Below are 13,232 nucleotides of genomic sequence, written 5' to 3' on the forward strand. Positions count from 1 at the left end.
GTGGTCATCGAGTGCGAAGGGAACCGTCGAAACGGCGCGGCAGGCGAGGGTCAGGAGTAGTAGCGGGCCAGGGTTTCGGCCTTGAAGTCGAAGAACGTGCCGGCCTCGATCGCGAGCCGGGCGTCGTCCACCATCTTCACCACGAACCGTTCGTTGTGGATGGAGATCAGGGTGGCGGACAGCATTTCCTTGGCCTTGAACAGGTGGTGGATGTACGCCCGGGAGTAGTGGGTGCACGCGTAGCAGTCGCAGCCCTCCTGCAGCGGCCCGAAGTCGCGCTTGTACTTCGCTCCGGACAGGTTGAACCGCCCGTGCGGCGTGTAGAAAGCGGAGTTCCGGGCCACCCGGGTGGGGGAGACGCAGTCGAAGGTGTCGGCACCGTTCTCGATGGCGGTGAAGATGTCGTCCGGCTCAGAAATGCCCAGCAGGTGGCGCGGCTTGTCCTCCGGCAGTTCCTCGTTGCACCACCGGACGATGGTGCCCAGGTTCTCCTTCTCCAGGGCGCCGCCGATCCCGTACCCGTCAAACGGCATGGCGCCCAGGTCCCGGCAGGCCTTGCGGCGGAGGTCCTCGTACTGGGCGCCCTGGATGACGCCGAACAGGGCCTGGTACGGCTTCCCAACCCGTTCGGTGGTGAGCCGGAAGTGCTCGTCGAGGCACCGCAGCGCCCACAGCCGGGTCCGTTCCAGGGACTCCTCCTGGTAGCCGCGGGAGTTCTGCAGCGTTGTCAGCTCGTCGAACGCGAACATGATGTCCGCGCCGATCTGGTGCTGGACCTGCATGGAGATTTCGGGGGAGAACCGGTGCCGGTCCCCGTTCAGGTGTGACTTGAACCAGACGCCGTCGTCGTCAATATGGGCCAGCCGCTCCTTGCCGGGCGCCACCGCGTCGTCGGGGCCGGGCGCGCCCGCGGCGGCAACAGTCTTCATGTCGATGACCTTCTTGAACCCCGAGCCGAGGCTCATCACCTGGAACCCGCCGGAGTCCGTGAAGGTGGGTCCGGGCCAGTTCATGAAGGCGCCCAGCCCCCCGGCCTCGTCCAGGATGTCAGCGCCGGGCTGCAGGTAGAGGTGGTAGGCGTTGGCAAGCACAGCCTGCGCCCCGAGGTCCGCCACCGCTTCGGGCAGCACCGCCTTGACCGTGGCTTTGGTTCCGACGGCGATGAAGGCCGGCGTCTGGATCTCACCGTGGGGGGTGGTGATGGTGCCGGTGCGGCCCAGGAATTCGCCGCCGTTCTCCGCCATCTGCGCGGCAGTGGGCGGGCAGGAGTCAGCCAGCCGGCTGCCCACGGTGAAGGAAAACCCGGACTGGTCCGGCAGGTCAACAACGGGCTCCGCGGAGGCAGGAGACGGAACGGAAGCGGGTTTGGCTGGCACCGTACCAGTGTGCCAGCAATCGTTACAGTGCCAGCAATCGGTACGGGGCCAGAAAACCAGGCAGCCCCGGTCAGCTCACCGGCTCGGACGTGGAGTAGTTCTCGGCCCGCCAGGAGTCCCAGGACGAACGGATGGAGTCAAGCTTCGCAGCCCCAAGGTCGTAGGTGGAGGCTATGACCAGCGACCCGTCCCCCTCCTCGCGAACGTCCTTGATGGCGGGATGGTCGGCCACCACCAGGAGCCCCTCGCCGTGTTCGGCGTAGTCGTGGACCGTGAGGCCCACCTGGTGGCTGGTCCGGTACCAGACCTTGCCGCTGATTTCCTCACCGGTGCCCAGGCGCAGCTGGTAGGGCTCGCCGGGCGCCGGCAGGTCCGCCAGGCCGAGCTTTTCGATTGCCGACCCCTGGCCCTCGGTCAGGTGCAGGAAGAGGGTGTGGCGCTTGCCGTGCGGGTGGCGTTCCAGGGCGAACCGGAGCTGCTGGAGGAACGTCAGCCAGCCCTGGGTGATGTCCTCGTCCCAGGCCGCCCATTCCGAGTCGTGGTCCAGCGCCCCGCGCGTCACGCTGACCCGCGTGCCGCCCGGAACGGGGTGCAGTTCGAAGGTGTCGCCGCCGTGCACGGTCAGGCTGGTGTGGTCCGGGGCTTCCTCGACGTCGCCGGAAAAGTAGATCTCCTTGATCTCGGCATCCAGGTCCTCGGCCTGCCAGCCGTGCCATTGGGCCACCTTGGACGGTTCACGCAGCATGGTCCAGACCTGCGGTGCGTCGGCGTTAATCACTACGCTGAGATTGTTCGTCATAGCCCCGAATGTACAACTCCGGCCCGGCCCCGGGTAGGGGCAATTTGCTCAGGAGCGGACGGCCTCAAGCTCGTTGCTGATCCGTCGCTCCAGCTCGCCCATCCCGATGGTCTCGGACCCGCCATGCGCCCGCAGGAACAGCAGGGATTCGAGCCGCAGCAGCCGCCATTCCCGTTCGGCGTCGTGGTTCGAGTTGTCGATGGAGCGGAAGATTTCCTTGTCGTACAGGTTGGGCTCGTTGAGCGAGCGCTGCCGGACCTTGGCGGCCATCCGTGCCTTAAACGGGTCGGTCTCATGGCTTTCGGGCGTCCTGATCAGCTTTTCGTAGACCGCAGCCCGTTCGTGCTGGCCGTCCTGCCGGCAGATATAGCTGGCCAGGGCCAGGGAGGCCTCCACCGATGCCCAGCGCCCGGGGTTTCCGTCGTAGGGGAGGACGGTGAGGAGGTCGGCAACCGCCAGGGCGCCCTCGGCATCCTTGAGCGTGACGAACAGTTCGTGCGCCAGGTCGCTGAGGTCCTTCAGGCAGCTGCCGGACTTGAAATTGACGCCTTTGGACAGCCTGTCGGTCAGCAGCTGGACACCGGTGGCGTCGGGATGCGCCTGCGCAGCAGCTTCCACCACGGACTCCGGTGTGCCGTCCGGGGCCGGGATCAGTGCGAGTTCCTCCTCGCTGGGAACGTTGGCGGCAGGCGGAACCGGCGGCAAGGGAGGTACGACGACGGCGGGCGCCGCAGCGGCCGATGCCGCCTCGCCGCCGGGCTGCTGCTGCCCGTGCCCCTGCCCGGCTGCTTCAGCCGGCGCGGTTTCAACCGACGCGTCCTCCGCCGGCACGGAAGCCAGCGAAAGGTGCGTGACGGCGTCGGACGCTGCTGCGGAACCTGGCTCGATGGTGGTGACGGTGGCGCCCACGGCGATCCGCAGCGTGCCGCCGCCGGCCAGGCTGGCGAGCACCAGCGCGGGAGACCCGAAATCGTCCCGTTCCAGCTCAACCGCCTGGATTTCCGCCGTCCGTTCACCGTCCGGGAGGAGGATGAGGCTGCCCGTGGTCAGGGATCCAGCCTGCAGCTCACTATGGTTCCGGGCGGCTGGTGTTTCGGTCATGGGAGTCCTTAAGTTCTCTTGCGGTCCGCCGTCCAGTCTACAAAGACGGGCAGCTTATTCCGGGGACCCCCAGGTTCCGGCGGGGTGGTCAGGAGCCGACGCCGGCGAATGCCAGGGCCTGGCGGATCAGCCCGCCGCGGCCGCCGGAGAACTCCATCTGGACGCCCGGACTGAGGACTTCCGCCGGGGTCATCCAGGTCAGTTCCAGGGCGTCCTGGCGCGGTTCGCATTCGCCGGTAACGGGGATGACGTAGGCCAGGGAAACGGCGTGTTGCCGGTCATCGGTGAAGCCGGTCTGGGACGGGGCCGGGAAGTATTCGGCCACCGTGAAGGGGACCGGGCTGATGGGCAGCTGCGGGAACGCCAGCGGTCCCAGGTCCTTTTCCATGTGCCGGAGGAGGGCGGCGCGGATGGTTTCGCGGTAGATGACGCGGCCGGACACCAGGGAGCGGACCATGGTCCCGTCCTCGTCGGCCTGCAGCAGGGTGCCCACTTCATTCACGTAGCCAAGCGGATCCAGCCTGACCGGTACGGCCTCCACGTACACCATGGGCAGCCGCCCGCGCGCCTCAAAGAGGTCTTCTTCGGAAAGCCAGCCGGGATTCGGGTCAGGTGTGCGCACGTTCATGGTCTATTTCTACCCCATGGGACGGTGCTGCGAGATCCAGACCGTGGCGGGCACGGAGGGCGCGCCGGGCCCGGCCGCGTCCGGGTTGGCCACGTGGAGGGTGCTTCCGAAAGCCTCTTCGGTCAGGGTTGCCTCGAGTCCTGCGGCGGTGAGCCGGTCCCGGAGCGGTGCCAGGCCGCCGTCGTACTCGAATCCCAGGCCGGACCGCGGAGACCGGACGCCGGGCGCACCAGGAGGACGCCGCCGTTCTTGGCGGTGAAGTCCGCGGTTTCGTCGTTGTCCGGCACCGGACGCGGCCGGGCGCCAATGTGCCGCAGGGTGCGGGCGGCGGCGTCGGCGTCCTCCGTGAACCAGACCCCGACGACGGCGAGCGCCGGGTCCGCGCCGGTGTCACCATCGACGGTGGCGGCTTTGTCCGCAAGAAAGGTGAATCCGTCAGGTCCTGTAATCCGGCAGGCTTCGCCGTGGGATTCGGTGACCAGCTCCGCGGGCGTTGTGCCCTCGTCCTGGGCTGCGAGGTTGGTGCGGCGGCCGAACTCGGCCAGGTCGCCCACCTCGACTGCCAGTGCCGTTGTCCCGTCCTCCGCAGCCCCTGCCGGTACCTCGTGCAGGGCCAGCCTGCCGGCCCCGGCGTCGTAGACGCGGAAGCCGCCGTCGCCCTCGGCGAGGACCAGGCCCAAGGCGGTCAGCAGCCGCTCCCAGGACCCGATGTTGGACGTGTAATGCAGGGGACGGACGCGGAGCATCGGTTTGTCCTTCATCTCGGCAACTGGAGCTTTAGGCCATGATGCCACGGGGCGGGCCGGAGGGGGATAGCGCTTGTGCACCCGGGTTGCAGGGGCAGAATAGGCGCATGGCCGTCGAACTCGAGGAACTGCTGGTGCCCGATGCCGCCGCCTGGCGCAGGTGGCTGGAGGCCAACCACGGCACGGCCCGGGGTGTGTGGCTGGTCCTGCATAAAAAGGGCGGGCAGGTCACCGGCCTGGATTATGCGGCGGCCCTGGACGAGGCGCTCTGTTTCGGCTGGATCGACGGACAGGCCCGGCGCCGGGACGGCGGGAGCACTTTCGTCCGCATGACGCCCCGAGGGCCGCGGAGCGCCTGGTCGGCCCGGAACGTGGCCCATGTTGCCCGCCTGGAAGCTGCCGGAAAGATGACCGGCGCGGGCCGGGCCGCCGTCGACGCCGCGAAGGCCGACGGCCGCTGGGAGGCAGCCTACGGCGGGCAGGCGACGGCGGAAGTTCCCGAGGATCTGGCGGCCGCCATCGCTGCCGTTCCTGCGGCCCAGGCCATGTTTGACGTCCTGACCAAAACCAACCGGTTCGCCCTGATTTACCGGACCATTACGGCCAAGCAGCCCGCCACCAGACAGCGTCGGATCGAGGGCTTCGTGGACATGCTGGCACGCGGCGAAGCCCTGTACCCGCAGAAGAAGCGCCCGGTTGAGGGGCCGTAAGGACACCTTGGCCGCAGAAGTGTCCGGCGCAACATAATTGGGGTTCCTGATAACGAACCGGTAACATTGATGGCTCACTTGCACTGGTGCCGTTCCCCGAGCCGGGGGACGGCACTTGCGCGTTCAGCGACGGATTGAATTCAATGCCCCGACATACCCCCGGAACTGTACTTCCCGCCCTCAAACGCTTCGCCGCCGGCCGCCGCCTCCTCGTGTGGGCGGTAGCCGCCGGGGCTGTCCTCATCCTGGCAGTCTCACTGGTGCTCGCCGGTAACGCCCGGTCCGGCCCTGCCGCCACCGCCGGGGCGGTGCTGGACGATGTGGCAGCCGCGCAGGTCGCGGCCATGGACCGCACCGGCGGCTACGCCTCGCTGTGGCTCAAGGGCAACGATTCGACTGGCTGAACGCGGGGCTGACATTTCGGCAGAAGGCGCGGAGGACGTCCGCAGCATCGAGTGCGGCACGGGGTGGCTGGCCGGCGTCCGGGTGGAGGGCAAGGTCTTCCTCCGGAGCAGCACCGCCCCTGATGCGGCGGAAGAGGACGCTGATGCAGTCCGGCTTCCGGAGTGCATTAGCCCGGAAGCCCGCGATGCCCTGCTCGCGGACCTGGGCGCCGGTAAGTCCTGGCCGAAACAGGACGCTGCGGCCCTGGCGGCGCCGGCCGAGGACCCCGGTTTCCGTCCCGCCTACCACCTGACCCCGGACCAGCGCTGGATGAACGACCCCCAGCGGCCCTTCTTCCTGGACGGGCTCTGGCACTACTACTACCTCTACAACGTGGACTACCCCGAGGGGAACGGCACCGAGTGGTTCCACGCCACCAGCACCGACCTGGTGCATTGGAACAACGAGGGCGTGGCCATCGAGAAGTTCCGCAACGGCCTTGGCGACATTGAAACCGGGTCCGCCGTGGTGGACACGGAGGGCACCGCGGGCTTCGGCAAGGGGGCCGTGATCGCGGTCCTCACCCAGCAGCATGACGGCGTCCAGCGCCAGTCGCTGTTCTACTCCACGGACAACGGCTACAGCTTCCAGAACTACGAGCAGAACCCGGTCATGGAGAACCCCGGCGCCGAGCACTGGCGGGATCCGCGGATCGTGCGGGATGAGGCCAACAACCAGTGGCTGATGCTGCTCGCCGAGGGCCACAAGATCGGCTTCTACACGTCCAAGGACCTCAAGGACTGGACCTACGTTTCCGCGTTTGAGCGGGACGGCCTCGGCATCCTTGAATGCCCGGACTTCTTCCAGATGGACGTGGACGGCGACCCCGCCAAACGCACCTGGGTGCTGGCTGCCAGCGCCAACGGTGCGGACGAGGGCCGCACCACCGGCCTGGCGTACTGGACCGGCAGCTTTGACGGAAAGGGCTTCACTCCGGACGGCGGGCACCAGTGGCTCGACGGCGGATCGGACTTCTACGCGGCCGTCACCTGGGACGATCCACGCCTGACGGACGGGCAGCGCAAGTCCTCACGGCATGCCATCGGCTGGATGAACAACTGGGCCTACGCCCGTAACCTGCCCACGGACAACTGGTTCGGGGCGGCCTCCGTGGTGCGGGACCTCCGGCTGGAGTCCGACGGCGGGCGCCCGGCCCTGGTGTCCACGCCCACCCCCGCGCTGCAGTCGCTGGAGGGCGACACGGCGCAGGTGCCGGCCGGGCCGCTGGGGGAGGAATCCGTGCTGGCTGTCCCGGAGAGCGGCGCCTACAAGGCCGAGCTTGAGTTTGAGCGGCCCGACGCCAACACGGGTGAGGCACGGATGCTCCTGCAAAGCGGAGGCAGGACCTACGCCACCGTGGGCTACGACTTTGCCGGCGGCAAGGCCTTCGTGGTCCGGGACGACGCCGTGTCCGAAACCGTCAAAGACAGCGGCGCCGCACCGAAGGGCGCGGTGGATCCCGTGTACCGGGACGTCCAGGCGGTTGAGGGTCCTTCCACCGGCGACACTGTCCGCCTCACGGTCTACGTTGACCGGTCCTCCGTGGAAGTCTTCGTGGACGGCGGCCGGCAGACCCTGACCTCGCTGGTGTTCCCGCCCGGCGGCGCGAAGGAAGCGCGGCTGGCAGCCGGGAGCGGGCAGGTATCACTGAAGAACGGTACCGTGACGCCGCTGGCGGGGATCCGCTAGGATCCTGTGATGGCCGCGGCCGCCTCCAGCGTCATCCAGGCCTGCAGCTGGGTGGAAAGCTCGACGACGGCACCCTGCGGATACGTCTGGTCCGCCGGCTGTGCGGCGTGGAGGGAGAAGACGCTCCGGCCCGGGTGGCTGCCGGCAGGTGTTCCGGCGTCCAGCGTGCGCCGTCCGTCCCAGAACGCCTGCGCGGTATCCGTTACCAGCCGTGCCGCTGTTGCCCGGGCTGGCTCCGGAAGCCGGCCGTCGGTGGCGGCTAGGGCCAGGTAGCGGCAGAGGATCCCGGTGAACAGGCCGCCGTCGCCCGTCCCGTCGCAGCGGAGCACCGTGCGGGGTGCGGCGTCGCCTGCACCCGGTGCCGGCACGGTCAGGTGCCGGTCCACGGCGTCCACCAGTTCCGCCGCCCGGGCAAGGTTGGCCTCGCCACCCAGTTCCAGGAGGGCGCCCAGCACGGGCCCCTGGTTGTAGGTGTAGACAGCCCGGTCCACCGTCACGGTCCCGGCGGCATCAAGCCGGGCCCCGTCCAGGTACAGGCGCTGCTCCAGGTCGAAGAGGGTGCGGTCCAGCCAGTCCAGCAGTGACTGCGCCTTGGCCCGCTGCCCGGTGCGGGCGTAAAAAAGCGCCACCGGAGCCGTGGCGGGCGTGTTCTTGAAGTCCCGTTTCTTGCTCCAGAACACCCCGCCGCCCAGGTCATCGGTGCTGGCGGCATCGAACTGCAGCACGAGGGTTTTGCGGACCCTGGCATTGCGGCGGCGGCCCGGCTTCCGTGTCTCCTCGGCCAGGGCATCCAGGCGGAGCGTGGCCATGGCCAGCCAGGCCATATCGTCGTAGTAGTTGTTGACGAAGGTGAACGCGTTGCGCAGCCGGATTCCGGTCACCAGCCTGGACGCGAGCTGCCCGGCACTGGGGTTGCCCGGACCGTTGAACCGCGCCGCCGGTGTGGCCCCGCTGCCCAGTTCCCGCCGGCCGGTGTCCACCAGGCAGTCCACGTAATGGGCCTGCCACCAGTAATGCCACGGGTGGGCCAGGGCAGAACCGGAGGCCAGCCGCCGCAGCGCATGCAGCCAGGCCGGACCGGACTGGACCGGCTCCCCGGGATTCCACGCCACCGCAGCCAGGTGCGTGCCCGGCAGGAACAGCAGCTTTCGGCCGAAGAGCGCGGTGACGGACCGGGCGGCGTGGGAGGCACGGCCGTGCCAGACGGAACCGGCGGCGGGGCGGGAGGTCATGGCTTCCACCCTAGCGGGGCGTACATGGACCGGGCGGAAGCGGCACGTGGTGCGCACCGCCCGCTCTTCAGTTAACATTCACTAACTGATACGCTGCGGCTGCACCCGCGGTTGACGGGCCACATCAAGGAGGATGGATGGACATTGCAGGCAGCGTCGCGCTCGTCACCGGAGGTGCGTCCGGCCTTGGTGCCGCCACCGTCCGCACCCTGTTCGACGCCGGCGCCTCCGTCGTGATCCTTGACCTTCCGTCCTCCTCCGGGGCCGCCCTTGCGGATGAACTGAACGGGACTGCTGCCACGGCGGACTCGAGCCAGGCCGGACCAGTCTCCGGCGGTACGGGCGGCACCCGGAAGTCCGCCGTCTTTGCCCCCGCGGACGTGACCAACGAGGCTGAGGTGCAGGCCGCCGTCGACGCCGCCGTCGGGCTCGGGCCGCTGCGGATCGTGGTGAACTGCGCAGGAATCGCCACGCCCGGCAAGGTGTTGGGGCGCGATGGAATCCTGCCGCTGGACGCGTTCAACCGCGTTGTCCAGGTCAACCTGCTGGGCACCTTCAACGTCCTGCGCCTGGCCGCCGCCGCCATGGTGGCCACCGAGCCCGCCGTCACCGAACTGGGCGGTCCCGAGCGCGGCGTCATCATCAACACCGCCTCGGTGGCCGCATTCGAGGGCCAGATCGGCCAGCCTGCCTACGCTGCCTCCAAGGGCGCGGTGGCCGCGATGACCCTGCCCATCGCCCGGGAACTGGCGCGCTCGCTGGTGCGGGTGGTCACCATCGCACCCGGAATCTTCGAAACCCCGATGATGGCCGGCCTGCCGCAGGAGGCGCAGGACTCGCTGGGGGCGCAGGTTCCGCATCCTTCCCGGCTTGGCCGGCCGCAGGAATACGCCCGGCTGGTGGCGCACATCGTGGACAACGCCATGCTCAACGGCGAGACCATCCGCCTGGACGGCGCCATCCGGATGGGGCCAAAATGACCGCCCCCGCAGGACGCAAGGTGGAGCTCCCCGGAGCCGACTTCTTCGACGTCGAATCCCTGCTGAGCCAGCCGGAACGGAACAAGCTGGCTGAATTGCGGGCGTTCCTGGCCGCCGAAGTCGCTCCCTACGCGGTGGACTGGTGGAACAGGGCGAAATTCCCCGCCCACATCCTGCCGAAACTGGCCGCCCTTGAACTGAGCACCCCGGCCCAGCGCGGCTACAGCAACCTCTTCGCCGGGCTGGTCATCGCCGAGATCACCCGCGTGGACACGTCCATCGCCACGTTCTTCCTGGTTCACCACGACCTCTTCGTCGAGTCCCTCTATGCGTTCGGCAGCCAGCAACAGCAGCAGCGCCTGCTCGCCGACGCATCTAACCTGCGGATCACCGGGGCCTTCGCCCTCACCGAACCGGACCACGGCTCGGACGTCGCGGGCGGGATGGAGACCCGGGCCCGGCGGATCTCGTCGGCAACCGGCAAACCCGACGGCGGCGGGGACACCTGGGTGCTGAACGGCGCCAAACGCTGGATCGGCAACGGGACGTTCTGCGACTACATGCTCGTGTGGGCGCGGGACGAAGCGGACGGGGCCGTCCGCGGCTTCATCGTGGACGCCACCCTGCCCGGAATCAGCCGCACCAGGATCGAGAACAAGATTGCCCTGCGGACGGTGCAGAACGCGGACATCGTGTTCAAGGACGTCCGGGTGGCCGAGGCGGACCGGTTCGCCGCCATCAGCAGCTTCGACGACACCAAGGAGCTCCTCCGCAGCTCCCGGATCATGGTGGCGTGGCAGGCAGTGGGGCAGCAGCTGGCCGCGTTCGACGTCGCCCGGCAGTACGCCGTCGAACGGCACCAGTTCGGCCGCCCGCTGGCGCAGTTCCAGCTCATCCAGCAGCAGCTGGTCACCATGCTGGGCAACACCGTGGCCAGCATGGGGATGATGGCGGGGCTCGCCCGGCTGCAGGACCAAGGTGCCGCGGACATGCCGCAGGTTGCCCTGGCGAAGTCCTACCTCAGCGCCCGGATGCGCGAAACCGTGGCGCTGGGCCGGTCCATCCTGGGCGGCAACGGCATCGTCACGGACTACCGGATGGCGAAGATCTTCTCCGACGCTGAGGCCATCTACACGTATGAGGCTCATTCGAGATCAACACCCTGATCGCCGGCCGCGCTGTCACGGGGGTATCCGCCATCGCCTAGGATCCCGGGGGATAGGGCAGCTTCTCGCCTGCCTCCACGCGGATGTCCAGGCTGTTGTTCTTCACCGGCATGGGGCAGGTGCCGTAGGGGGTAAAAGCACTGGGGTAGTTGATGGCCCGGTTGAAGTCGAGCACCACGGAGCCGTCCGGCCGCGGCCGGGGCGTGGAGAGCTTGCGCCAGTCGTCGGTGGTGTCCCCGTTGGTCTCGTCGTGGAACGTGACCGTCAGCGCGCCGAGCTTTTCCTCCTCGGCCTGCAGCCGGAACTCGTGGGGGCTCCCGGGAAGCCGGAAGACCACCTCACCCACACTCCGGTGCACGCCGTCCACCAGCGGGTTGGCGGTGCCGATGGGCACATCCACCGGCTCGGGGTAGGGCTCGAACCGGCCCGCCACCTCCCAATCCGGGTTGTAGTCGTAGGTGGGCACGCCGTCGAATCCGGTGAGCACGGGGGAGTCCGAGTCCCTGGTCCGGATCGCGTACCGTCCGGCCCGCATGGCCAGCTCCACCACCACCTGGTCGCCGTCCGCTCCGCCGAACTGGACCCACATGAGTGATTCCTCGTCGGCGAGCGCGGCAGTGACGGTGCCGTCCACGGGCTCCCCGGTCTCCACGAGCGTCAGGCCGTCGGCCGGCACTGCGGTGAGTGACGCCGTCGTACCGTTTGTTGACCACAGGCCGGGGGCACGTTCGACGGCGGACGGCGCCTCCTCCAGCCAATGGAAGGACGTGAGCGTCAGCCAGCCGTGGCGGGCGGCCAGGGCCTTGTTGCGGTTTGCGCGGAAGCGCTGCCAGCGCTCGATGGAGGCGGTGGGGATGTCCATGGTTCCTTCCGGTTGTCCTGCCCCGGCTACAACTGCGGCAGGCGCCCGTTCATTCCGGGGCCGGGGGACCATCCTTGCTTGCCGCGGGCGGTGGGCGGAGTACCCTCGGAACCAGCACTTACCGGGCAAGTGCCGGGCCGCCTGGATCGGCCCGCAAAACAGTAGGGAGATGACATGCGGATTGCCGTTTTTGGCACCGGAACGGTGGGACGCGCACTGGCGGGCGCGCTGGCTGAACGGGGGCATGAGGTGACGGTGGGGACGCGGGATCCGGGCGAAACGGCCTCCCGCACCGGGCCGGACCGGATGGGCAGGCCCCCTTTCAGCGAATGGCAGGCCGGGCATCCGGAGGTTGGCCTGGCCGATTATGCCGGCGCTGCAGGGTCCGCCGAACTGGTGGTGAATGCCACCAGCGGGGCAGGCTCCCTCCCGGCGCTGGGTGCTGCCGGAGCCGCGCGGCTGGCCGGCAAGGTCCTGGTGGACGTGTCCAATCCGCTCGACTTCTCGCAGGGGATGCCGCCGGTCCTGAACCCGGTCAACACGGACAGCCTGGCCGAACGGATCCAGCAGGCCTTCCCCGGCGCGCGCGTGGTGAAGACACTCAACACCATGAACGCCGCCTGATGGTGGACCCGGGCAGGCTCGCCGGCGGCGACCACTCGGTCTTCCTGTCCGGCGATGATGCCGCGGCCAAGGACACTGTCCGGGACCTGCTGGAGTCCTTTGGACACCGGGACATCATCGACCTCGGCGACATCACCAGCGCCAGGGGAGCGGAAATGTGGCTCCCGCTGTGGCTGCGGCTTTATGGCGTCCTGGGCACGGCGGACTTCAACATCAAGGTGGTCCGCGGGGTTGAATAGGCTGCGTGGACATTCTTGCCGGAATCAACAGTGAGTGGCTGAAAGCGCTGACCTGGATCGCCGCGCTGGCGTGCGGTGTGGCGGTGCTGCTGTGGCGGCCGCGCCGGCCGGACCTGGCCGCGCTTGCAGCCGTCGTCGCGTTCCTGGCCGCCAGCACGGGCGCTGGCATCTACGTGCTGAACCACCTGGGCGACGGCCGCTGGGGCGGCGACCAGGAAGCCCGGCTGGAGCCGCCGGAGCTCTCCGGTACCCCGCTGGTGGGGGAGTTGCTGGGCCCGCTGGACGGGACCCTGAACGCAATGGCCGACGGCGTGAACGACTTCGTGGACTTCCGGGCCGCGCTTCCCGTGGCGCTGGAGTATTTCGCCGCGGCCGGCTGGGCGCTGGCCCTCCTGGTCCCGGTGGGCGGGGCGGTGCTCGCCGTCAACGCGGCGGTGTCCCGCCGTCGTAATGCGCAGGCCGCTGCTGCTGACTCGGAATTGGCGGATCTGCGCGCCGAACTGGAGCGCGTCAAACGCCACGTAGGTTACCCGGCGGATGACATTATCTGAGACGGATTCCCCGGTGGGCGCACCCTGCGGGTACCATCTTTAGCTAGTAACGTGGCTCACAGTATCCAGCGCAGTGTACGAGCCA

At 68.7% G+C, this 13,232-nt stretch carries 14 protein-coding genes and 1 pseudogene; 8 read left to right on the forward strand and 7 right to left on the reverse strand.

Annotated features, from left to right (window positions below):
* Window positions 1–50: 50 nt before the first annotated feature.
* The 5 genes from tgt to G205_RS14665 all read right to left on the reverse strand — a co-directional run bounded on the left by tgt (window position 51) and on the right by G205_RS14665 (window position 4,650).
* Complete coding sequence (gene tgt / locus G205_RS14645) at window positions 51–1,376, reverse strand: tRNA guanosine(34) transglycosylase Tgt (protein ID WP_009358660.1); 1,326 nt, start codon at window positions 1,374–1,376, stop codon at window positions 51–53.
* A 70-nt stretch (window positions 1,377–1,446) separates the two neighbouring features.
* Window positions 1,447–2,175 carry an SRPBCC family protein gene (locus G205_RS14650; protein ID WP_035753232.1) on the reverse strand — a complete coding sequence of 243 codons (729 nt, stop codon included), beginning with the start codon at window positions 2,173–2,175 and terminating at the stop codon, window positions 1,447–1,449.
* A 48-nt stretch (window positions 2,176–2,223) separates the two neighbouring features.
* Entirely contained in the window at window positions 2,224–3,276 is a 1,053-nt protein-coding gene (locus G205_RS14655; protein WP_009358662.1) for a DUF6707 family protein, read from the reverse strand.
* 88 nt (window positions 3,277–3,364) lie between these two features.
* Window positions 3,365–3,904 carry an NUDIX hydrolase family protein gene (locus G205_RS14660; protein WP_009358663.1) on the reverse strand — a complete coding sequence of 180 codons (540 nt, stop codon included), beginning with the start codon at window positions 3,902–3,904 and terminating at the stop codon, window positions 3,365–3,367.
* Window positions 3,905–4,026: 122 nt separating this feature from the next.
* Window positions 4,027–4,650 (reverse strand): hypothetical protein, encoded by a 624-nt coding sequence (locus G205_RS14665; protein WP_009358664.1) that lies wholly within the window; start codon window positions 4,648–4,650, stop codon window positions 4,027–4,029.
* Window positions 4,651–4,757: 107 nt separating this feature from the next.
* Here G205_RS14665 and G205_RS14670 point away from each other — a divergent pair, with 107 nt between their 5' ends.
* The 3 genes from G205_RS14670 (at window position 4,758) to G205_RS14680 (ending at window position 7,493) form a co-directional block, all read left to right on the forward strand.
* The gene (locus G205_RS14670) at window positions 4,758–5,360 is read left to right on the forward strand and encodes a YdeI/OmpD-associated family protein (RefSeq protein ID WP_009358665.1); all 603 of its coding nucleotides are present in this window, start codon (window positions 4,758–4,760) and stop codon (window positions 5,358–5,360) included.
* 143 nt (window positions 5,361–5,503) lie between these two features.
* Window positions 5,504–5,764, forward strand: a complete 261-nt coding sequence (locus G205_RS21215; RefSeq protein WP_035753236.1) for a hypothetical protein — start codon at window positions 5,504–5,506, stop codon at window positions 5,762–5,764.
* Window positions 5,765–5,846: 82 nt separating this feature from the next.
* Window positions 5,847–7,493, forward strand: a complete 1,647-nt coding sequence (locus G205_RS14680) for a glycoside hydrolase family 32 protein (RefSeq protein WP_235046931.1) — start codon at window positions 5,847–5,849, stop codon at window positions 7,491–7,493.
* Here G205_RS14680 and G205_RS14685 read toward each other — a convergent pair.
* The gene (locus G205_RS14685; RefSeq protein ID WP_009358666.1) at window positions 7,490–8,725 is read right to left on the reverse strand and encodes a glycoside hydrolase family 76 protein; all 1,236 of its coding nucleotides are present in this window, start codon (window positions 8,723–8,725) and stop codon (window positions 7,490–7,492) included. The genes G205_RS14680 and G205_RS14685 overlap by 4 nt on opposite strands.
* A gap of 137 nt (window positions 8,726–8,862) precedes the next feature.
* Here G205_RS14685 and G205_RS14690 point away from each other — a divergent pair, with 137 nt between their 5' ends.
* Both G205_RS14690 and G205_RS14695 read left to right on the forward strand, forming a co-directional pair.
* Window positions 8,863–9,705 (forward strand): SDR family NAD(P)-dependent oxidoreductase, encoded by an 843-nt coding sequence (locus tag G205_RS14690; protein WP_009358667.1) that lies wholly within the window; start codon window positions 8,863–8,865, stop codon window positions 9,703–9,705.
* A pseudogene (locus tag G205_RS14695) lies at window positions 9,702–10,912 on the forward strand (acyl-CoA dehydrogenase family protein). The gene G205_RS14690 and the pseudogene G205_RS14695 overlap by 4 nt, the downstream one beginning before the upstream one ends.
* On the opposite strand, the gene G205_RS14700 reads toward G205_RS14695, so the two are convergent.
* Window positions 10,909–11,733, reverse strand: a complete 825-nt coding sequence (locus G205_RS14700) for a DUF1684 domain-containing protein (protein WP_009358669.1) — start codon at window positions 11,731–11,733, stop codon at window positions 10,909–10,911. The pseudogene G205_RS14695 and the gene G205_RS14700 overlap by 4 nt on opposite strands.
* Window positions 11,734–11,907: 174 nt before the next feature.
* Here G205_RS14700 and G205_RS14705 point away from each other — a divergent pair, with 174 nt between their 5' ends.
* Genes G205_RS14705 through G205_RS14710 form a run of 3 tightly spaced genes read left to right on the forward strand, consistent with a single transcriptional unit; the run spans window position 11,908 to window position 13,147 of the window.
* A complete protein-coding gene (locus G205_RS14705) occupies window positions 11,908–12,357 on the forward strand; it encodes an NADPH-dependent F420 reductase (RefSeq protein WP_338058420.1) in 450 nt (149 codons plus the stop codon).
* Window positions 12,357–12,596, forward strand: coding sequence for an NAD(P)-binding domain-containing protein (locus G205_RS23830; RefSeq protein ID WP_338058421.1), 240 nt, complete (start codon window positions 12,357–12,359; stop codon window positions 12,594–12,596). The genes G205_RS14705 and G205_RS23830 overlap by 1 nt, the downstream gene beginning before the upstream one ends.
* Window positions 12,597–12,601: 5 nt before the next feature.
* Entirely contained in the window at window positions 12,602–13,147 is a 546-nt protein-coding gene (locus tag G205_RS14710) for a hypothetical protein (protein ID WP_009358670.1), read from the forward strand.
* Window positions 13,148–13,232: the final 85 nt, after the last annotated feature.

The organism is Arthrobacter nitrophenolicus, from assembly GCF_000332815.1.
In the GTDB taxonomy this organism is placed as follows: Bacteria; Actinomycetota; Actinomycetes; order Actinomycetales; family Micrococcaceae; genus Arthrobacter; species Arthrobacter nitrophenolicus.

Bases quoted from the DNA above. Each gene is read 5' to 3' on its own strand.
- G205_RS14655 (WP_009358662.1), bottom strand. From the start codon at position 3,276: ATGACCGAAACACCAGCCGCCCGGAACCATAGTGAGCTGCAGGCTGGA.
- G205_RS14650 (WP_035753232.1), bottom strand. From the start codon at position 2,175: ATGACGAACAATCTCAGCGTAGTGATTAACGCCGACGCACCGCAGGTC.
- G205_RS14690 (WP_009358667.1), top strand. From the start codon at position 8,863: ATGGACATTGCAGGCAGCGTCGCGCTCGTCACCGGAGGTGCGTCCGGC.
- G205_RS23830 (WP_338058421.1), top strand. From the start codon at position 12,357: ATGGTGGACCCGGGCAGGCTCGCCGGCGGCGACCACTCGGTCTTCCTG.
- G205_RS21215 (WP_035753236.1), top strand. From the start codon at position 5,504: ATGCCCCGACATACCCCCGGAACTGTACTTCCCGCCCTCAAACGCTTC.
- G205_RS14670 (WP_009358665.1), top strand. From the start codon at position 4,758: ATGGCCGTCGAACTCGAGGAACTGCTGGTGCCCGATGCCGCCGCCTGG.
- G205_RS14660 (WP_009358663.1), bottom strand. From the start codon at position 3,904: ATGAACGTGCGCACACCTGACCCGAATCCCGGCTGGCTTTCCGAAGAA.
- G205_RS14665 (WP_009358664.1), bottom strand. From the start codon at position 4,650: ATGCTCCGCGTCCGTCCCCTGCATTACACGTCCAACATCGGGTCCTGG.
- G205_RS14685 (WP_009358666.1), bottom strand. From the start codon at position 8,725: ATGACCTCCCGCCCCGCCGCCGGTTCCGTCTGGCACGGCCGTGCCTCC.
- G205_RS14700 (WP_009358669.1), bottom strand. From the start codon at position 11,733: ATGGACATCCCCACCGCCTCCATCGAGCGCTGGCAGCGCTTCCGCGCA.
- G205_RS14705 (WP_338058420.1), top strand. From the start codon at position 11,908: ATGCGGATTGCCGTTTTTGGCACCGGAACGGTGGGACGCGCACTGGCG.